Raw genomic sequence first — 19,469 nt, 5'->3', positions numbered from 1 at the left:
TCTCCTTTTAATGTTCCTACGACAGTTCTCACTCTGATGACCATTTTTCGGAGGAGTAGTAACGTTTCTATTGAAGTTCTGGTTCAATAAACGAGTCCCTGCACAGACAAGGGAGGCACAATGAATGGCTGAATACGATGTCATTGTAATCGGCGGAGGAAGCACCGGAACTGCGATGGTCCGCGACTGCGCCTTACGTGGTCTAAAGACTCTGCTCTTGGAGCGTGATGATCTTGCATCTGGAACAGTAGGAACCTGTGCAGGAATGATCTCATCAGGTCTCAAATACATGAATGAGCCGGAGATTGTGGATCTATGTTCCACAGAGGTCGTTCATCTTCTACACATTGCGCGCCATATCATCATGAAGGACCCTATTCTCACACCTATGCTTGAGATGAGCGATCTCTCGAGTGGGGGGAACTTTGCAGAAGAGTATTCCAAGCGTGCTGCCGAACGTGATGTCCCTCCAGTCATGTTTCTCACACCAGAAGACTCCCTGAAGATCGAACCCATGCTCAATCCGGATCTTATTGCATCACTCTATTTTGAAGAGTTTTTCATCGATCCTTTTCGATTCTGCCTCCTTCAAGCACTCGACGCCAAACGACATGGAGCAGATGTTCGTACATACTGCGAAGTGACAGACATCATAGTAGAGAACGGAAAAGTCCAAGGCATCCAGTTCTTTGACCGGACATCTGGAAGATTGGAATCGGTCAAGACCAAGTTTGTTGTGAATGCCACCGGACCGTGGGCACCAAAGATCGTAGAGATGGCAGGAGCCCATCTGGATATCCGCATGAACAAGGGAGCACATATCATCTTTGACAGACGTGTGGTCAATGTGGGAGTGATCACAAAAGCAGTTGATGGCCGTATGATCTATCTCTTCCCCCATGAGAACACGACACTATTGGGGACTACAGCACTTGACACATGGGATGATCCTGATACCCTCTCAGCATCTCATGATGAAATCGAATACCTACTCAAAAGTATTGAATGGGTCGTCCCTTCGATTCGCGAGGCGCGTATCATTCGAACGATGGAGGGCGTACGACCATTGGTGGCTGAGTGGAAGATTCCAGAGGGGGATGTCACACGAGGGTACAAGGTCATTGACCATGAAGCGGATGGCGTATCAGGACTGATCAGTTTTGCTGGAGGGAAGCTGGTCATGTGCAGACAGATGGCCGAAGATGCTACAGATCTGGTCTGCAAAAAACTTGGTATCAGCACGCCATGTTCGACTCATGAAACACCATTACCGGGAAATGAAGACGATATTGATGTTCTTGCCATTGCTACAGAATACGGCGTGTCAAGCCATCTTGTTGAACGTATGCGGACTCGTCGTGGAACCGAAGTGACAAAGATTCTAGAATTGACTCGTGAACAGCCAAGCTGGAAAACGACCATATGCACCTGTGAACCGGTGACTGAGGCAGAGATCCGCTATACGATTCGAAATGAATTCCCTCAGACGATGAACGACCTGAGGCGCCGGCTCAGGATAGGAACAGGGCCCTGTCAGGGGACATTTTGCACCTTCAAGGCTGCTGCGATCCTCGCCGAAGAGTTAGGACTTGAGGGGAAACAATACCACGAGGAGATCATCCAGTTCCTTGCAGAACGCTGGAAGGGAAAGCGGCCTCCCATGCGTGGAGAACAGCTTGCTCAGGAAGAGCTTGCTCAGGGCATCTATGCATGTGTGGCCAATCTTGATCATGCAGGACTTCAGACCGAACGTCAACCTTGGGAGGAGGCGAACTAGATGGACTTGTCAGCAGATGTGCTCATCATTGGGAGCGGCATGGCAGGTCTGGTCGCTGGGTCGGTCACGGCCGAGGCGGGTCTAAAGACAATCATCGTCACCAGAGGCCACGGTGCCACAGCAGACTCTTCGGGGGCAATTGACATAGTTGGATATCTTCCTCAGGCGGGTACTGCTGTATCATCTCCATTAGAAGGGCTATACGGTATCTCCGCACTCTATCCATTACATCCCTATTCCCTCTTAGGGGTCAAGAACGGAGAACCAGTGATCAATGAGGAGAGAGTGGTGGAACGGGTTCGCGCATCAGTGGACTGGTTCCTTCAAAAAATGAGCAGGTCATCAATACCATACATTGGAAACCTCAAAGAAACCCTTTGGCCCCTAACTATGCTTGGGACTACCAAACCAACAGCCCTTCTTCAGGAGTCCATGGATCCTCGCGGAATCACGAGAGAGCCCGATAATGTTCTACTATTTGTGGGGATTCGAGGATTTCCCGACTTTCATTCGGCGCTTGCAGCAAAGGCGTATCTGGAAGAACGCCAGACCGAAGGAACTGGCCCGCGTCGTGTCGCCAATTGCACGGTCGATCTGGGTCACTTGGGAGGCCCTCAGAATCTCTCAGCCATAGAGGTGGCAAGATTTCTGGACAGTTACCAAGGAATAGATCGTCTCATGACTCAATTGAGTCCACACATTGAGATGAGCGGCGCCACTCACCTTGCGATACCACCTGTTCTTGGACTCGATCAGCCTCTGGAAACAAAGGCACTCTTAGAAAAAGAACTTAGAGCTGATATCATCGAGCTTTTGGGATTCCCCCCATCGGTTCCGGGAACACGCTTACAGAATGCACTTGAACGGATATTTGTCGAACAGGGAGGAACTCTTCTGAAAGGTCATCAGGTCGTCTCGGCCACGAACACTAATAGCTCGGTACAGGAAGTCATTGCAAGAGCTCCAAAACGTTCGATCAAGATCAAGGCACAAGCATTTATCCTATCATCAGGAAAGTTCATCGGCGGGGGTATTGCTGGCTCGGAGAGAGGGCTTCATGAGACAATATTCGACCTGCCCGTCTTTGATGCTCGACGAATTCCAACAGAGGATGTACGACCACAGCGCCTCACTCGGCTCATGTCGATCACTGAGCAAGGACACCCACTCTTCGGCTGCGGAGTGGGAAGTGATGAGACCCTAAGACCGATCACAATTAGTGGTGAGCGCTATGCATCGAACCTCTTCTGTGCGGGAGCTGTACTTGCAGGGCACAATTGGCCGGTAGAGAAGAGTGGTCTCGGTGTGGCGCTGGCAACAGGGTATGCAGCGGGCACATCGGTCATAGAGGAGGTGTCAGCATGAGCGAGGAAGAGGCATATGAATTTGTCAAGAACACATTGAAACAGGAACGGATCGTACCATACACCAAGGCAGAGCTCGATGTCATCCGCTCAGTTGAACAGTGTATCAACTGTGGCCTATGCATCAATCACTGCCCTGTGGTCCGTGCAGTTGGCCTAGATCGCTTCAGTGGCCCCCGAAGTATTGCTGTTGAGCTGAGCCGTTCACCACCAGAGTTTTGGTCCACCGTTGACAAGATCTATCTCTGCACTGGCTGTGGGACCTGTCGAGAGGTCTGTCCAAAGAATGTCAACATTCCAGAGGTCGTGAACATAGTACGAGCAAGGCTGTTCAATACACGACCCGATCTTGTTCCAAAAAGTCTGTTGAAGACCAGCAAGATCATCGCAACCCATAATCTTGCCTTTGAGCCGTGGGAAGACCCTGAGGACAAGGCCGACAGTCGTGACATGAGATTGGAGATGCTGGGACTCCCCCTGATTGAAGATCGTATTGTCAAGGGCGCCGAAGTCCTCTTTTACCCCGGTTGCCAAGCCGAGGAACGTGCTCAGGAAGTGCGTGAGGCGGGGAAAATAATTCTTGATCACTTTGGAGTGGACTATACGCTTCTTGAAGAGATGAGTTGCTGCGGTCTTCCAGCACGATTAATTGGGGACACGGCCACTGCTGAACACCTCGCAGATATTTTGACAGAGAAGGTAAAGGCAATGGGTGTCAAGAGCGTAGTGACAACCTGTGCGGGGTGTACCTCAAGTCTGAGCCAGATGGCAGAGGAGAGAGAGTGGAACATCCCTGTCTATCATATGATGGAGTACCTTGTGGAGGTCATTGGCATCGATCGCGTCAGAAAAGCAATTGATGCGACCTCTACTGAGACCGCGCCTCAAAAGGTCACACTCCATAATCCCTGCCATCTCATTCGCCATACTTCTCGCCAGATGGAGGACTACGAACGTGAGATACTCACACTTCTTCCAACCGAATATGTCTCATCCTCTGTGGCAGACTCGTGCTGTGGTGGCGGAGGGATGGTGGGCTATCATTCCCCGGATGTGGCAAATGCAGTCACGCAGGTGAATGTGAGTGGAATCAAGCAGAGTGGTGCCACACATCTTGTTGCCCCATGTCCCTTATGCACAGCCCAAATTGAAAATGCGCTCTTTCGTGCGGACAGTGAAGTAGAAGTGAGTGATTTCACAGTATATCTTGCACAGCATCTTCGGTTGAAGAGGTGATCTCGTGGTTCTTGATAAGGATACAATCACAAAGGCCGCATCTATGATCCAAGACATTGTGGGTCCCGATTATGTGACCCTGACAACTACTGATCGTGTATTGAACGCACATGATGCATGGCCCCTCAGTGAGGCCAAGATCCGAGCAGGTGAAATCCTACCTCTTGCGGATATCATCGCATTTCCTGCAACAACGGAAGAGGTCGCAGAGATTCTGAAGATCGCAAACAATCTGCGAATCCCCGTGGTCCCGGTGGGAGGCGGTGCTGGTACCTGTGGAGGCACACTACCAATCTACGGTGGCATCCAGCTCGACCTGAAGCGAATGGACAAGATTTTGGAGATCGATGATGTATCGATGACTGTCAGAGTGCAGGCTGGAGTCGTCGGAATCGACCTTGAAGAGGCGGTGAATCGTCGCGGGTACACAACAGGACATACTCCCACGTCCTTACGTGCATCAAATGTGGGAGGATTCATCGCTACTCGGTCTGGTGGCTCAATGTCATCGCTCTACGGCAAAATTGAGGACATGACACTGGGTCTCCAAGTGGTCCTTCCCAATGGTTCAATTGTGGAGTGCAAGGCGGTCCCCCGTCATTCTGTGGGGCCGGATCTCAAACAGTTATTCATCGGTTCTGAGGGAACCTTGTGCGTGATCACTGAGGCCACACTCAAGCTCTTTCCTCTGCCCGAAACACGCAAGTTTCGCAGCTTTGCGTTCAAGGACGTTCATACAGGTCTCACAGCGATACAGCACATCTTCCGAGCGGGGGTAACACCGTCCGTTGTCAGACTCTATGATCCCGAAGACACTGCAATGAGCGTGAGTACTCATTTTGAGGTGGATGATGGTGACTGTATGCTGATGCTAGCCTTTGACGGCAGCCCTGAGCGGGTTGAGTTGGACGAACGTGTAGCAGCGGAGATCTGTCTTGGACATGGAGGAAAGGACTTTGGTGAGGGCCCCTCTAAAAGATGGTGGGAACATCGATATGATATGTACTATCCGTCCAAGTTCACTACGGCGGGCTATGCCATTGGAGATACTATTGATGTCGTCGCCACCTACGATAAACTTGAGCAGGTCTATCACTCGATGAAGCAGGTAATGGAGGAAAATGATGCAATAATTTTGGCTCATTTCTCCCATATGTACCCACATGGCGGAAGTATCTACATGATCTTCTTTCTTGCAAGGGAGGAGGCAGATTCGTCTTGGGCAGCCTACAAGAAAATCTGGGATGATGGGGTCAAGGCGTGTCTCGCGGCGGGTGGGACCATGAGCCACCAACATGGAGTAGGCCTTAGTCGAAGTACCTATACAGAAGATGAACTCGGTTCGGGAATGGAAGTCCTCAGAAAGATCAAGGCTGTTCTCGACCCGAACGGAATCATGAATCCCGGCAAACTTGGTCTGGAGGTGCGTGACCGATGAAACCTGAGAATATAGCAGAACAGGTGCGGATGTGCGCATCCTGCCCAAAGATGTGTCGGCATGTCTGCCCCACATTCTTCGCATGGAGATCTGACAGCCCGACGCCTCACGGACGGGCACTCCTTATCCATCAGGACCTCACAGGAGTACGGCCACTTGACGAAAGAGGTATCGAAGTGCTCTATCAGTGCCTAGAGTGCAGTGCCTGCCTGACGTGGTGCGTACCGGGTATTGATATCGCGTCAATTGTTGAGATCGTTCGTGCGCGAATCGTTGAAGAGGGCCGAGCCCCAGAACGCCTGACTGAGATTGCCACATCCATTCATGAGCATCACAATCCCTATGGGGAGGATCACAACAATCGCAATTCGTGGCTTAAGACCACCAGAACAGGAGAGAAACGTGTCATCTACTTTACTGGTTGCACTACAGCTTATAGAGAAAAGGAGATTGCAGAGAGCACCATCCAGTTGCTTGAGCGACTTGGGTATAGCGTCACGATCACTCCTGATGAGTGGTGTTGCGGTTCACCGCTCTTACGAACAGGCTTTGTGGAAGAGGCGCGTGAAACCGCAAACCATAATGTCGAAGTGCTAAATGCATTGGATGCGGAAACAATCATGGTGACCTGTCCGGGTTGTTATCGCACACTGACAGAAGACTATCCCGAGCTTGGACTGACTCTGAACAAACCCGTTGTCCATATCACTCAATTTCTTGATTCTCAACTGAAGGACCTTCCCACTGGGGTCAAGGGAACTGTGACATACCACGACCCTTGCCATCTGGGGCGCCACAGTGGCATCTATGATGAACCTCGACGAGTCATCGATCGGGTCGCTGAAACGCCATTAGTAGAGATGGAGCGATCACGTGAGAATGCGATGTGTTGTGGTAATGGAGCAGGTCTCAGGACTCTGTTTCCCGAACAGTCTCGAAAGATTGGCCGTGAACGTATTGAGCAGTCACTTCGTACTGGCGCGGACTATCTTGTGACAGCGTGCCCATTTTGCAAGAACATGCTAAAGTCACAGGCACAGGACCAGATCAAGGTCCTTGATCTTCCCGAATACCTGATGCTTGCAGATGGCCACAAAAGGAGCATAGATTAAGCCAAAATGTGACAGGGGACCGAGCATCATGAACACTGAAGAATTACTTCGGCTGAAAATTCGGCTTCTCACTCAGGGTGCGACCGTGATCAAAAAGGAACTCAAAGGTCGTCGAGGCGGCGCTGGTCCAGTGGGTGCTCGATATTTCATCATTCCAAATGGGCGTCCCGTTGGAGTACCACTCAGGAGCGGAAAACAAGCAGAGGTATTTCATTCTGCAACATTGGAACCGACAGAGGATCCCCTAGTATGGATATACGACGGGGCTGTCGAGCTTCGTGCAGTGCCGACACCCAAGTTTTTGGGTATGAAGACGGCGGATGGGATAGAGTATCGTAAGATAGCTCTCTTGCATGGTAGTGAGACCCTTGCAACGACAGCGTATCAGGCCTGTCGCTATTGGGCCCACGGAAGCCAGTGTAAATTCTGCACAATCCCAGTCTCGTTAAACGCGGGTGACACAATCTTAGACAAGCAACCAGAACAAGTGGCGGAAGTGGTCATGGCTGCTGAGCGGGAAGGGGTCATCAAGAACATCCTGATCACGACTGGTACTCCAGACGCCCCCGATGTCGGGACAAATAGACTCGTCAGAATAATTAAAAAAATCCGTGAGGTCTCGGACCTTCCAATTGGGGTGCAGTTCGAACCTCCAACCGAAATGAGATACATAGAGAATGTTGCTACTGCAGGTGCAAATGCAGTAGGGATCCACATTGAGAGCGCCGATGATGAGGTCCGTAAACGAGTATGCCCCGGAAAACACGAGTACGGTCCATTGAACCTCTATCGCCAAGCTTGGGATACAGCCCTTGATTACTTTGACCGAGGCAATGTGAGCACCTTTCTTCTCTATGGCCTAGGAGAAGATCAAGCAACCACATTATCATTTATCCAAGAGCTATCAGAATTGGGAATAATGACTGTCGTCACTCCGTTTAGGCCAGCATATGGAAGCCAACTCGCAAACTACATACCTCCCTATGTGTCCGACTTGGAGGGCGCCATAGCATTTTACAAAAATGTAGGACGAATTCTCTACGACAATGATCTGAATCCTGATAAGACAGTGGCTGGTTGCCACAAATGTGGTGGCTGTACGCCCATTCAAGAGGCCTTTGACTGGGCCAAAACACACCAATAGCCCTGAGAGCGGCGTTTATTTGTTCGTGCAAATCAAACATAAACCACACAAAACTGATGGGATGATCTATGGCTGAGCTTGCACCTGAAGAGATTAAGATCATAGAGTTCACAGAAGAGGATGCTGAGGAGATCTCACAACTGTTCAAGGAGGTCTGGCCGCTTCAGAAGGAATACCCCACATCATGGAGAAAAAAGCGAATGTACACTCCGGAACAGATTATAGAGGAGATGCATTCGGGATATCACTATTTTGGAGCCCGTCTCGAGGGTAAGATCGTTGGGGTCTACAAGGCCATAATCACAGACAAGGGTCTCTATGGAGAACATCAGACAGTTAGTCGCTCCTGTCGAGCCTCAGGTCTCGCTTCTGCAATGTATCTACAGTTTGCAGAATATGCACGTGCCCATGGATTACGGCGTAATTATTGCAATATCTTGGTCGGAAGCAAAATAGGTGAACGCTTGATGGCCAAGTTCGGATTCAGACCTTGGGGCGAGCCGTACGAACAAGATGAAGGTATGTTTGTCCAGATGTATGAACGCATCTTGGACGACGAATAACCAACTAAAAAAGAAAAGAGCGAGCCCTATCAGAGGGCTCGTCAACAATCACCAATAAGTTTCCTCAAACACATTGGCTCTGGCAACTAAATCGCGATACAAGACCGTCTGAAAGATCATATCGATTGCAGAGAACAAGGCAACCCCAACAAGTCCTCCAATCGATGATGCCAATGTGAAATTAGGCACAAACAGAGACACTATTGCCATAATGACCAAGTTCAGTAATGCAACTCCTAGCCACACAAGAATCATACCTCCCAAGATATGCCAGAAGTTTCGTCCGCTGAGTCGATATGCGCGTTTAACAGAATCCACAACCCCTAGATCCTCAATCGTACCGACTGCCATGGCAGGAGTAAGACGGATTATCACATAGACACCAATAAATAGTATTATTATACTCAGTAAGAGGAGCGAAACATACTGCTGAACTTGGACCATCCACACATAGGGATCGGTCATGGGAATTGCCGCGATAGCGAACATAACAAACACAAGAGGAACAAAGAACGCACCCGTAATGAGGGCACGGAGCAAACCGATTCCAATCAGCTTGAACATTCTGCTCGTAGCAAATGAAAGACTCTCTCTAACAGTACCATTACCGGGAGTACCATAATCGGAATATGCAAATTTAATGGTTGCACCTGTGACAAAAGCAGAAACAAACAAACCGCCTATTGAGAAGAAAGCCACAGTTGCCGAATAGGCGGACACTGAAGACACTAGAGTGAGCAAATGATTCACTATATCCAAGACATTTCCATTAAATGATATGAAGTTGGGCAGAGACCCCGTAACAACCATTATCACAATCAGAGAGATCGTTTGGTACAAGAGCAAGATTGCCCCCGCCACTATGATATATTCCAAAATCCTACGCAACCAGAGTGTGAGTGTACGACTTGCAATATCATAAGCACTGATTGCAAAACGTTCCTCACCAGTTGTGATTCCGTCAGGCTCGTTTTCAAGCGCCATAGTGCATCGACCTCGTACTATCAGATTATCCTTATTTGTTCTTTGGCTTAAGCCATAAACTTGTAATCTGTCATGCAGGTTTTGGACGTACATCTGCAATCTCCATGAACTTCATACCACCCGCCTTCTCGAGAAGTTCTTCAAAGGACATCATAAAGACTCGTGGAGTAATCTCTGTCGAGTCTTTTGTCAGACGCTGTATCTCAGTGACGAGTGTGTTATGTGGGGGTCTCACTGATGAATGCGTTGCAACATACAAGTTGAGAACATCCATACTGTACGGATCGCTCATGTCCTCCTTGGCAATCTCTATCTGTATCTCCTCAATCTCAGGGAAACGAAGGAGATCCGTTCTCAGAGCGGTCAGATTGACGGTGGCACCTTTGATCTTTTTCTCTGAGAGTCCCATGATTTCAATTTGAGCCTCAGCATCATTTTGACGGCCAATGTCCCAAAAGTGAGGACCATCAATCCCACAGATCGGGCACTTTCCGTTCTCATGACGGGAGGTAACATCACCCAAGAGAAAACCTTCGAAGACCGTACCTGTCGCATCCAGATGGAACAGAGTAACATGCCCCGGCTCGTTCTCGTCAACAAACTCCCAGCTTCCATCCTTATTGAGCCGGGTGAACTCGAAAGAGAGGACAAGAGGACTCACATTATGATAAGGTCCGTTATAATCACACTGCACGGCAAACGAGACCTTGCTCTCAGATGATGCATATCCCCCAATAACACGGACTTCCTTTGCACCTTTGGACTTGAGGGTTGAGATCATATCATCTACTACTGGAGGGTAGATCTTCTCTCCGGCCAAGAGAACCACGACTTTCTCAGGAGCCTCATAGTCTGCTTCCTTCATCGCACGGATGAACCTGTTACGGAGATAGCTGGGCATGCCTGCAAAGCCATTTGCTTTGAAGAGATTTGCAATCTCTACAAGTTTTGGCGTGGGAATTGCCCCACCAGCACTTGTGGCCACATAGAATTTTGACATCTGTTTGAGACCCAAGTTAACTGCATGCCATCCTAGATGTGGTGCATAGGGGAAGAGATTCATGCTCACCAGTTCCCATCCCTCAGCAGCCCAGGGATCAACAGCCATCTGGCCGACCTTGACACAATTCTTGTACAAGAGATCATTATCATATCGCGTGAGAAATACAGGTGCTGGCATCCCAGAGGCGCGACCTGAACTCAACCAGAACTGAAGCGGGGCATACATGTAGGTCAAACGTTCTCTAATTCTGTCCATTGCCGCAGATGCACCCAGATGTAATTTTACGCGGGCCCCATTATTTCTTAGAAATTTATACAGCTCGGCCTTGCCTGCGGCACGAGCATAGTTCAGTAGGTTCTTGACAATCTCTGCGGGGTCCCTCTCTTTGCCATCCACTTCTGAGGGATTCAGTACAAACTCCTTGAGATGGTCTTTGTAGTCGATCTTTCGAACCAATGGGATTTGGTACTTCTCCCAGTCCTCTATCTTTGTGATATTGAACGGATCAATGTTATTTTCCTTGAAGAGCCGTCTATAGTAAGGATGGTTCGGATAGACCTGATATCGGATGAACGCCTTAAACTTGCGTTCCTGAAGTTCCCGTAGCTCTCTATAAGAGATCCTCTTGAGTTCCTCAAACGTGAATGTAGTCTTAACCAATTGTATACCTCCAGTGTCAAGTCGCAGATATAATCTGAAGCGAATGGCAGGAAATAAACATTATCTCTCACAGAAAATTAAGTAGAGGACCGTCCCTGAAACAAGTCTATACAGATCCACGTCATTCCGATGTACATAGAGAGAGGTTTCGCTTTAGATTCCCGGCTGATTAGCATCAACAATGTTCAAAAACATAATACACATACTTAGGAACATTGATACGAGCAGAAAGTCATAATAGTATCTTGAACACTCAACAGAGCATCAGACAATAAACTGAGAGGATACAGCGATGTCCGAAACCGATGAAAAGCTTCAGAAAGGAATAATCGAACTGGATAAGGGAAATGTGAAGAAGGCATTTGGCCTCTTCAAGGATGTCTTTGAAACCAGACAGGACAGACTGATCAAGAAGGTACAGGATAATCCCAAGTCACCAACACTGATGTTGGACTCGCTGTATATGATTCATGCCCTGGTTTGGATGAGAGTCGCAGAATCAGGAATGAAACCAAAAGAGGCTCTTGAGCTTTTAGGGAAGGCTGTGGGAACCGTAGAGGCTGCACGGACTGCACTTGGCCCTCTTGTGACAGGTCTTGCTCAGTGGGCCAAAGAGAAGAACATTACAGTAGTCCGAAATAAGGCACTAGGCCTCCTTGCTGCAACAAAGGATCTTGAGGACATGGCCAAAAAGGCACTTGATGCCCAACGACGACTGCAATAGAATCACTGCACGGCCATCCGTCCAGTCGTTTCGCGGTGGGGCATAGTTCACTTCTTTAGACGCTTCGCCCACTCATCCTCAGGAAATCGCCGCCCCATAATCTCCAGTTCTTCTTGAATACAGGTTTCGAGATCGATGCCAAAGTGATTGGCCAACTGCACAAATAATGAGAAGACCTGAGCGAATTCTCGGCCCAGTGATTCTTTTTTCGGTGCCTCATGACCAATTCCTACTATTTTGTAGCCTTCCTCGATGGTGATAAAACGGGAAATCTCACCAAGTTCCTCGATCAGATGAGTGAAGACCTGTGACGCAGGAAATGAATTCCAGCCTCGTGCCTCATCGAACTCATTCAATCGCTTCTGAAGTTCTTTTAGCTCTACCACTTTTACGCAAGCCTCTTGATCAAGGAGAGCACCTGCCCACGTGCCTGTGCAAGTGATCGTTCAGGAATATCATCCATAAGACCGAGAGATGTTTCATCCGGCAACGACTCACCCCCTAAGAACATGGCCTCGCTAATCACGCCCATGAATTCTGTCGGGGGAAGCACAGCAGCAGCTAATTTCGTCTCCTTTTTGACACCTTGAATATTGGTCACAATAGTCCAGATTCGTGAACCGTCGGTGCATCGGCATTCGGTGAGTTTGTCGCTGCCTTTCACCGCACTCGTCTGACTGATCTCGACAGCTAGTAGATCCACGGCGTACCCGGCATCATCAGGGAATTTTTGGAGCCTTCGTGGGAACCCAGTGATGGCACGAATTGCATAGCGGAACTCTGCAATTGCTAATCTCTCACCCTCGGTCTTAGGTTTGTGACCAGTTGACGTAAGGGTGGTCTCAAAGCCTTCGCCCATAGCAACAACTGCCTGAACGATCTTTTTTGTAGCCGGAAGTTCAGCCAGTTGTGGTGCCTCTACATAGGAGTACTTGATCTCGTAAAAGATCCCCTCAAGAGTCTTTAACACCTCATTGAACTTTCCATAGTTCAGATGCATCTTCAGTCGCCGATTGCGAATGAGAGCCGTGAGGCGAGCAAGTGCATCCTCTACGATTAGAACCCGGGCATCCTTTGCTGTGTCCACCGTGTTCACCGTAGAATGCTCCAGTAGTATCGGTAAAAAGCCCTCCGGAATGTTAATTTTGCCAACAAAACCAAAAACAAATCAATAAGGCCACAGCACGAATACTGATATAAACACATGATTCATAGTGAATTCGTAAGTATTGAATGGAGCGATCTCGATTTGATTCAGGCCATCTACATCCTCATTGCTGACAGTGGGTTGTGTGTTCTCGACAGAAAATATGGCGAGGCCGACATGGATCCGAACCTCATCAGCGGGTTTTTGACCGCCCTGATTCAATTCGGGCGAGAGCTGAGTTCCGGGAATCGTGTTCACGTAATAGACTTTGGAGCTTTTGACATCTGCCTCTCACTCAGAAAAAATGTCATTGTTGCAGCGATCGTGGATAAAGTGGACGACACCAATGCAGCCATGGCCGTTCTTGCGGATGTGAATAATGCCTTTGTAAAAGAGTACGAAGATGTCCTTGTGGACTGGGATGGCAATCTGGAGCCATTTGAGAAATTTGGCAAGATCCTTGACGACATTACCAAGAACGGGAAGGCCTCAGAAAAGAAAATCATAGTCCCGCTTCTAAAAGGCAAGGTCTCACCAATGCTTGTTCGACTTGGACAGATGGACCAAGACACGTACGATGTTGCAAAGATGTGTAAGGGGAGCCTCACCACACGAGCAATTGCAGATCAGCTCGGAAAGCATCTCAAAGATGTACAAAAAGCACTCCATACTCTTGAAGATCTAAAAATGCTTGAATGGAAAGAGATCGGCTAAAAGAGATTGAATGGTAGAGATCAAATCACCTCTACCACATGTATGTAATTATTTCTGACCCCATTCATTTCCTATAGCAATAAGAATCAGTCCTATCACAATCAGGCCCGGTGCGAGAATGCCGGGAATCGTGTAGCTCCCGAAGACAAAAGTTGCCAGTACTTCTCTACCGGAGTGAACCGCTCTACCCGCAAAGAGAACAAAGAAGCCAAGTCCAAGAATGAAGTTTGACCTTCGGAGAAGCCCGCCTGACTGATATGCCAGATACCAGAACAATAAGGGGATGAATAATGCATAGATTGCTCCTGCACTACCGGTAATATTCGCACGCATACCTGAGTCCAGAGGAAAGACTGCCAGTACGACTGCAATTATCGCAGCGGGGGTTGCAAAGAGAATCTCGCCCCATCTTCGTCCGATAATCATGAAGCCTGCTGTTGCCGAAAGAATTGCAAGGGCCATCCATTGAAAGAATGCACCAGCACTAAGCCATGGAGTGAGATCAGGTAGTAATGTAGTGACGCCAAGAGAGGGGAGTCCACCATATAGTGAGCGTGAATCCGCATAGAAATCACCGACAAAGTAGAAACATCTTCCAATGGCCAGTAGCAAAAAGAACAGAGCCATTGCTAGCTGGAATGGATTCTTGGTGTTTCGCCAACGGAAGAACAAGAGAAACAGGAACAGAAAGAAGTAATAGCCCACAACAAGGAACCAAAGTCCAATGTGAACTTCGCGGATAGCCATATCGATTGTTTGTAACATTCGACTCACTCCATCGTATAATCGGCAGAGAATTGTTATGCTCACCAACAAATAAAGGTATTCCGCGCAAGAATACGAGCAGATAATCTCTATATAATCCGGCTTCAAAGTATAAAGTATAGGTGGTAGTACTTGAGTACACATACATGGAAGCTGAAAAATGCCGATGGGACCATTGAAGAATTTAGTGATATCCGTCGGAAGGTCGGCAACCAAGTCATTCGTGCGTATCTTCTTGATGAACTCCTTCAAAAAGGCAGAACTATACATATTCAGGCAAGCCTCAGGGGGCCAAAGAACGAATTCAAAGATTTTGCAAAACACTTTATCCTTCAGGCACAGCATAACAACAGTGAGTTTAAGATTCTGGCAGAGTTTGGAGTCTACGAGAATCTACGAATTATTGGTACAAACTCTTCAACAATATACGACATGGATGCAGCAGATATCATTAACTTATTTACGGAAGCCTTACAAAGCCCCGAACAATACCGTGCCACTCTACTAGTGAGCGAAGATACAAAATTAGTTACAAAATGATCAGAGAATTTTATAATCTGATAAAGGTGGAATAGATGTTTAAAAGATACGCAAAATGCCCAGTCTGTGGCAAAAAGACCGTACTAAATGTACCGCCCAATGTGCTAATCAGTGCCAAGCGATTTCCCTTTACAGTAAAGGTCAAACATAATGATCATTATTTCTATATTAATCTGGACAGCCAAGCATTGATAACTGATATTCTTCGCCCCGAACTTGTTGAATAACAATATCATCCGATATAACGGTCAGGTCGAGTCTCCTCGTCCTGCATTTGCTTACCCTGCTGTTCCATCTCGTCCTTGGCCCATCCAAGAAATTCAACTACTTGTTCAGCCTGTTCATCAAGTGCATCAAGAGGTGTCTTGAGGCCCACCAGATCCCCAAAGACGGCGATGGCCATTCTGGCTGCGCGATAATCCATCTTGAGAATACCGATGGTCTCGCCTAGAAGACAGGCACCCTTCATATCATACATTGTGGCGGCCCAGGTCGGAATGATTCCATTAGCGCCATTGATGACGCCCTGCTTCATACTCACAACCCCTGAGATGAGCGATAATGCGTCAAGGAGCTGTTGATCACTTGCTGAGACAAAGACACGTGGCTCGGCCGGGAATTGGTCGAAGTAAGCCGCATAGTCTTGCTCGTAGGCTGCAAGTGCAATGACCTCTTCCACACCATAAGTGGCAAATTCTCGAACGATAAAGTCGGCATACTCGAAGACACCACGACTATTTCCCGGTTGATAGTCTGCTGTGAGAAAGAACACATCATGCGGCTCATCTGGGGCTGATCGATAGAGATAGAGTGATGATTTTGGCATCTTCGTGATTCCGTCATGGACCATCACCTGCGGTGGGAAATCGCTACAGAAAAACTGCATGACCGGTTCTGCATTTAGTACCTCTATAAGCGTTTCAACTGAGATGCGCCCTACATTTGCAATTCCGGGTAGCCCCACAACAGCAACAGGATGCTTGAGTTCTGCTGTTATGTCTATGAATTTCCGAGTATACACACCTTTTCACAGTCCACTATAGTATTTAGTCTTCTTTGTATATGGCCATGTCGGTCAGGCATTGAACAAGTTTTCAGAGGCGATAGAATTCACGCGCATTGGAGGTCGTAGTCGTCCCGACAACTTCGGGATCAACCTCTTTAATCTCCGCAAGGGTTTCACAGCCATATCTAACATTTGCAGGCTCGTTTCGTTGATCCGTAGGAGATAGATAGGGACCATCGGTTTCAAGTAAGATCTGTTCAAGGGGCATGATCTCGGCGGCGCGCCTCCGGTTTCTATAGCGTCCAAAATTGGCTGGAAGTGTAATGAACCAGCCATTGTCGGCCACACGCTGAGCGACACGCGGAGGACCATCAAAACAATGCATAAGCACAGGACCATTGAATTCCCGTTCAAGTATGTCAGTGGCCTCAGCCTCAGCCTTACGTGAATGGATGACAATTGGCAGATTCAGCTCTTCTGCCAACCTAATAAAATCAATAAAGAGCGGCTCCTGCGCCTTACGACCAGCAGGATCTTTTATCCAGTAATAGTCAAGTCCCACCTCACCAACTGCAACTATTTGGTCAGCATACTTGCGAGAGAGTGCAATGATCTCATCAGCCTCTTTTCTGGTCAATTGTGACACGGAGGTTCCAGCAGTATGAAAGACGAGGCCCTTGTATTTTTCCACAATCCCTAGTGTTCGTCTAAAGGAACCGGGGCCAATAGAGCAGGTCACCATGCCCTCCACACCAGCATCCTGTGCCCGTTTGATCACCTTGTCCAAGTCATGCTGGTAATGTTTCATGTCAAGATGAGTATGGGCATCGAATAAGCGCATAACAGAAACACTTCCCTTTGAGGCAATACACATTTCCTTTTTATCCGTCACCGTCTGACAAAGAATGGGAATTGATATGTCCGACGATATTAACACACGGCTAAGAGAAAAGACCATGCAAATTGCAGCTCTCAATCAACGCTTAGAGACCATGCAAGCCCAACTTAGCGGTAGTGTCCGACGGGCATCTCAGCTGAATCAGCAACTACAGACCCTTGAGCAGAGTGTGAAAGAGAAGGACTCTGAGATTCAGCAATTAAAGACTGAACTCCAGAAGGCTCAGGGTGCGCTTCGTGCAATGGGGCAAGAGGTCCGCGATATGCGATCCGACCAACCAACCACAGGAGCCCCCGTGGTATCAGGTCTACCCCAGTCAGGAGAAACCCAGCACCAACTGGATCTTGCTCAAGCCCAAGTCCGCCAGCTCAAAGAGGACCTGGCCAAACTCTCTGCTGCATCGATGGATGCAATCACGGGAAAAGAACAGGCCATCGAAGGGTTGAGAAAAGCCCTGTTGGCTCATGGTGATACGCGATACCGAATCCTTGGCATTGTCTTACAAAAGCGCAAGGTGACCATTGAAGATCTTGCAGCTATGTTGGCTACAAGCGTAGCGGAGATTAAATCAATAATAGATAAACTGCAAGTCGAAGACGAAGTGGAGCTCGGTCCGAATAATGTGGTCATCCCAGCCAAAAAGTATCGTGAGGCTCAGATTCCTATCGAGCAGTGGCAACGCGCTTCACCGGACACCATATTTGATGATCTGGATCAGATAGTGGAACGTACCGAGGGCCATGAGAATATTGCCAAGGCTCTTGAGACCGCTGTGGACATATTGGAACAGAAACTGGCACGAGGCGGTGCACTCATCTTTGAGATGCGCCGGACGGCCAATGCATGGAATTCAAAGCCGGGCGACATCCAAGATCTGCAATACAAGATCCGCCAATGGAAATCTCGAGCTCAAGCCATGAAATGAGCGAGATCGGTCTAATCATTCATTCATCTTTCTTATGAATGGCCTCGCGGACATAGTCACTAAAATCGGAGGTCTCACCATCACGCTGAATCTTAATGCGTGGACCTTCACCCTTTACTTGGCGCTCGACGTACCGAACATCCAATTGACTGAACATCTGACGAATACCGCGATAGACTATGAGATAAAGGATCACATCCTCAACACGCTTCGCAATGACAGGCTCATTTTTTCTGAGAGCGTCCAAGTAACTTGCAGCATCAGGAGCCAAAAACCGCTTCAGGAGGCCCAATCGTTCAGTAGTGGTCTTTTGCTGACGCTCTTGCTGTTCGCGCAGCCGCTTCTCACGAGCGATCAGTTGCTCCATCTTCTTCTTACGGATTCGTTCCAGTTCGTCATCACCGTCTATCACGAGGCATACCTCCTCAAGGCCCAAGTTACATATCCAGTTAAGAGTTATGATACGCCGTGAATGGATTTTTTAACGCTCAAGATAAAGACCTACCGAGAGGTGCAAAGGCACAGTGGAATCATCAGAATATTGCTCTTGGCTTCGTAGTGATAAGGGTCGCTACACCTGTGGCCTACGAAATCAGGTCATTTCCAAGGGCGAGGTGGCCATGAAATGTTCGGACTTTGACAGATCGGTAATGTGCATAGACGCATACACCTCCCTTGCCAAGGGCCAAGAGATGATGTCTCAACAGAGTTCGGATGCAGTCCTATGGCTTATTGAGGCCGCAACCCAGTTCGAAAATCTTGGCGAGACCGATAATGCCATTCTCACTGCGATCTCTGGCCTCAACTTTCTGGTCGATCTCGGACTCATTAATCGTGCCTATGAGATCTATCGATATTGTCGCGCCGTCTATGAGAGCGGAATAGCCAATTCGGATCCCACCTTACAGAATTCATCTGTCCGCGAGTCGCTCCTCAAGGCAGGACGGAATATGATCACGACTGCAAACAAATTGGTCATGAAAGATAATATGCGAAGCATGCAGGCGGAACTCAAGGCGACCCTTCTGAGTGGCGGAGGGCTGAAAAAGGTCGAGCATGAGGAACAACTGCGGGATATCACGATAGTTGATGGTCGTCAACTCTATGCAAAGAAATCGAAGGAATACAAGGAGGGCGCCGAGACCTATATCAAATCAGGATTGGCAAAGAATGCGATTGTCTTTGCATGTATGGGTGCACTTGCAGATCTGATGCTGGGAAGACCAAAGGACGGAATCAAATATCTGACTCAGGTTGCGGAGTCCTCCGGATTCTCTGACAAGTTCAATCAAGACCCATGTTTCAAGTGGACCAAACTATTGTTTCGAGCATATGTGAGCCGAGATATAGAGACCATCGAAAAGGCACGCAAGGAGTATTATTCGATTCCGTTCGCCTTCAAAGATGATCAGGAATTTGCGCGTAGGGTAATGGACTCGATCTATCGACGAGTATCCGGTGGACGGTGA

At 48.4% G+C, this 19,469-nt stretch carries 21 protein-coding genes; 13 read left to right on the top strand and 8 right to left on the bottom strand.

What is annotated here, in order from left to right; all coding sequences use genetic code 11:
- Positions 1-124: 124 nt before the first annotated feature.
- The 7 genes from K9W43_02990 (at position 125) to K9W43_02960 (ending at position 8,634) form a co-directional block, all read left to right on the top strand.
- Positions 125-1,777: an FAD-dependent oxidoreductase gene (locus tag K9W43_02990; GenBank protein MCF2136182.1), complete on the top strand. Its 1,653-nt coding sequence runs from the start codon at positions 125-127 to the stop codon at positions 1,775-1,777.
- Positions 1,778-3,142 (top strand): anaerobic glycerol-3-phosphate dehydrogenase subunit B, encoded by a 1,365-nt coding sequence (gene glpB / locus K9W43_02985; GenBank protein MCF2136181.1) that lies wholly within the window; start codon positions 1,778-1,780, stop codon positions 3,140-3,142.
- Positions 3,139-4,377, top strand: coding sequence for a (Fe-S)-binding protein (locus K9W43_02980; protein ID MCF2136180.1), 1,239 nt, complete (start codon positions 3,139-3,141; stop codon positions 4,375-4,377). Before glpB ends, K9W43_02980 begins: the two co-directional genes overlap by 4 nt.
- Before the next feature lie 4 nt (positions 4,378-4,381).
- Positions 4,382-5,815, top strand: a complete 1,434-nt coding sequence (locus K9W43_02975; GenBank protein MCF2136179.1) for an FAD-binding oxidoreductase — start codon at positions 4,382-4,384, stop codon at positions 5,813-5,815.
- Positions 5,812-6,927, top strand: a complete 1,116-nt coding sequence (locus tag K9W43_02970) for a (Fe-S)-binding protein (GenBank protein MCF2136178.1) — start codon at positions 5,812-5,814, stop codon at positions 6,925-6,927. The genes K9W43_02975 and K9W43_02970 overlap by 4 nt, the downstream gene beginning before the upstream one ends.
- A gap of 28 nt (positions 6,928-6,955) precedes the next feature.
- Positions 6,956-8,071, top strand: coding sequence for a radical SAM protein (locus K9W43_02965; protein ID MCF2136177.1), 1,116 nt, complete (start codon positions 6,956-6,958; stop codon positions 8,069-8,071).
- Positions 8,072-8,139: 68 nt separating this feature from the next.
- Positions 8,140-8,634 carry a GNAT family N-acetyltransferase gene (locus K9W43_02960; GenBank protein MCF2136176.1) on the top strand — a complete coding sequence of 165 codons (495 nt, stop codon included), beginning with the start codon at positions 8,140-8,142 and terminating at the stop codon, positions 8,632-8,634.
- 48 nt (positions 8,635-8,682) lie between these two features.
- Here K9W43_02960 and K9W43_02955 read toward each other — a convergent pair whose 3' ends face one another.
- Both K9W43_02955 and K9W43_02950 read right to left on the bottom strand, forming a co-directional pair.
- Positions 8,683-9,618: a hypothetical protein gene (locus tag K9W43_02955; protein MCF2136175.1), complete on the bottom strand. Its 936-nt coding sequence runs from the start codon at positions 9,616-9,618 to the stop codon at positions 8,683-8,685.
- Positions 9,619-9,688: 70 nt separating this feature from the next.
- Complete coding sequence (locus tag K9W43_02950) at positions 9,689-11,281, bottom strand: hypothetical protein (protein ID MCF2136174.1); 1,593 nt, start codon at positions 11,279-11,281, stop codon at positions 9,689-9,691.
- Between the two features lie 292 nt (positions 11,282-11,573).
- On the opposite strand from K9W43_02950, the gene K9W43_02945 reads away from it, so the two are divergent.
- Positions 11,574-12,005: a hypothetical protein gene (locus K9W43_02945; protein ID MCF2136173.1), complete on the top strand. Its 432-nt coding sequence runs from the start codon at positions 11,574-11,576 to the stop codon at positions 12,003-12,005.
- Positions 12,006-12,052: 47 nt separating this feature from the next.
- On the opposite strand, the gene K9W43_02940 is transcribed toward K9W43_02945, so the two are convergent.
- Both K9W43_02940 and K9W43_02935 read right to left on the bottom strand, forming a co-directional pair.
- Complete coding sequence (locus K9W43_02940) at positions 12,053-12,391, bottom strand: MazG-like family protein (protein ID MCF2136172.1); 339 nt, start codon at positions 12,389-12,391, stop codon at positions 12,053-12,055.
- A 2-nt stretch (positions 12,392-12,393) separates the two neighbouring features.
- Positions 12,394-13,092, bottom strand: a complete 699-nt coding sequence (locus K9W43_02935) for a hypothetical protein (GenBank protein MCF2136171.1) — start codon at positions 13,090-13,092, stop codon at positions 12,394-12,396.
- Between the two features lie 117 nt (positions 13,093-13,209).
- On the opposite strand from K9W43_02935, the gene K9W43_02930 reads away from it, so the two are divergent.
- Positions 13,210-13,866 (top strand): hypothetical protein, encoded by a 657-nt coding sequence (locus K9W43_02930; GenBank protein MCF2136170.1) that lies wholly within the window; start codon positions 13,210-13,212, stop codon positions 13,864-13,866.
- Between the two features lie 48 nt (positions 13,867-13,914).
- On the opposite strand, the gene K9W43_02925 is transcribed toward K9W43_02930, so the two are convergent.
- Entirely contained in the window at positions 13,915-14,631 is a 717-nt protein-coding gene (locus K9W43_02925) for a hypothetical protein (protein ID MCF2136169.1), read from the bottom strand.
- Positions 14,632-14,763: 132 nt separating this feature from the next.
- Here K9W43_02925 and K9W43_02920 point away from each other — a divergent pair, with 132 nt between their 5' ends.
- Positions 14,764-15,171: a hypothetical protein gene (locus K9W43_02920; protein ID MCF2136168.1), complete on the top strand. Its 408-nt coding sequence runs from the start codon at positions 14,764-14,766 to the stop codon at positions 15,169-15,171.
- Between the two features lie 35 nt (positions 15,172-15,206).
- Positions 15,207-15,398, top strand: a complete 192-nt coding sequence (locus K9W43_02915; GenBank protein ID MCF2136167.1) for a hypothetical protein — start codon at positions 15,207-15,209, stop codon at positions 15,396-15,398.
- Between the two features lie 5 nt (positions 15,399-15,403).
- Here K9W43_02915 and K9W43_02910 read toward each other — a convergent pair whose 3' ends face one another.
- Together K9W43_02910 and K9W43_02905 are read right to left on the bottom strand one after the other, a co-directional pair.
- A complete protein-coding gene (locus K9W43_02910) occupies positions 15,404-16,192 on the bottom strand; it encodes a PAC2 family protein (protein MCF2136166.1) in 789 nt (262 codons plus the stop codon).
- A gap of 73 nt (positions 16,193-16,265) precedes the next feature.
- On the bottom strand, positions 16,266-17,018 hold the full coding sequence (locus tag K9W43_02905; GenBank protein ID MCF2136165.1) for a TatD family hydrolase: 753 nt from the start codon (positions 17,016-17,018) through the stop codon (positions 16,266-16,268).
- 64 nt (positions 17,019-17,082) lie between these two features.
- On the opposite strand from K9W43_02905, the gene K9W43_02900 reads away from it, so the two are divergent.
- A complete protein-coding gene (locus K9W43_02900; GenBank protein ID MCF2136164.1) occupies positions 17,083-18,000 on the top strand; it encodes a hypothetical protein in 918 nt (305 codons plus the stop codon).
- A 19-nt stretch (positions 18,001-18,019) separates the two neighbouring features.
- Here K9W43_02900 and K9W43_02895 read toward each other — a convergent pair whose 3' ends face one another.
- A complete protein-coding gene (locus tag K9W43_02895) occupies positions 18,020-18,412 on the bottom strand; it encodes a hypothetical protein (protein ID MCF2136163.1) in 393 nt (130 codons plus the stop codon).
- Between the two features lie 112 nt (positions 18,413-18,524).
- On the opposite strand from K9W43_02895, the gene K9W43_02890 reads away from it, so the two are divergent.
- Positions 18,525-19,469: a hypothetical protein gene (locus tag K9W43_02890; protein ID MCF2136162.1), complete on the top strand. Its 945-nt coding sequence runs from the start codon at positions 18,525-18,527 to the stop codon at positions 19,467-19,469.

Source organism: Candidatus Thorarchaeota archaeon (assembly GCA_021498125.1).
GTDB lineage: Archaea > Asgardarchaeota > Thorarchaeia > Thorarchaeales > Thorarchaeaceae > B65-G9.
This window is presented reverse-complemented; position numbering and strand designations above follow the sequence as displayed.

What these genes read in the sequence shown, in the direction of transcription:
- K9W43_02990 (MCF2136182.1), top strand. Translation starts at nt 125, where the DNA reads ATGGCTGAATACGATGTCATTGTAATCGGCGGAGGAAGCACCGGAACT.
- glpB (MCF2136181.1), top strand. Translation starts at nt 1,778, where the DNA reads ATGGACTTGTCAGCAGATGTGCTCATCATTGGGAGCGGCATGGCAGGT.
- K9W43_02980 (MCF2136180.1), top strand. Translation starts at nt 3,139, where the DNA reads ATGAGCGAGGAAGAGGCATATGAATTTGTCAAGAACACATTGAAACAG.
- K9W43_02970 (MCF2136178.1), top strand. Translation starts at nt 5,812, where the DNA reads ATGAAACCTGAGAATATAGCAGAACAGGTGCGGATGTGCGCATCCTGC.
- K9W43_02965 (MCF2136177.1), top strand. Translation starts at nt 6,956, where the DNA reads ATGAACACTGAAGAATTACTTCGGCTGAAAATTCGGCTTCTCACTCAG.
- K9W43_02960 (MCF2136176.1), top strand. Translation starts at nt 8,140, where the DNA reads ATGGCTGAGCTTGCACCTGAAGAGATTAAGATCATAGAGTTCACAGAA.
- K9W43_02955 (MCF2136175.1), bottom strand. Translation starts at nt 9,618, where the DNA reads ATGGCGCTTGAAAACGAGCCTGACGGAATCACAACTGGTGAGGAACGT.
- K9W43_02945 (MCF2136173.1), top strand. Translation starts at nt 11,574, where the DNA reads ATGTCCGAAACCGATGAAAAGCTTCAGAAAGGAATAATCGAACTGGAT.
- K9W43_02930 (MCF2136170.1), top strand. Translation starts at nt 13,210, where the DNA reads ATGATTCATAGTGAATTCGTAAGTATTGAATGGAGCGATCTCGATTTG.
- K9W43_02925 (MCF2136169.1), bottom strand. Translation starts at nt 14,631, where the DNA reads ATGTTACAAACAATCGATATGGCTATCCGCGAAGTTCACATTGGACTT.
- K9W43_02915 (MCF2136167.1), top strand. Translation starts at nt 15,207, where the DNA reads ATGTTTAAAAGATACGCAAAATGCCCAGTCTGTGGCAAAAAGACCGTA.
- K9W43_02905 (MCF2136165.1), bottom strand. Translation starts at nt 17,018, where the DNA reads ATGCGCTTATTCGATGCCCATACTCATCTTGACATGAAACATTACCAG.
- K9W43_02900 (MCF2136164.1), top strand. Translation starts at nt 17,083, where the DNA reads ATGGGAATTGATATGTCCGACGATATTAACACACGGCTAAGAGAAAAG.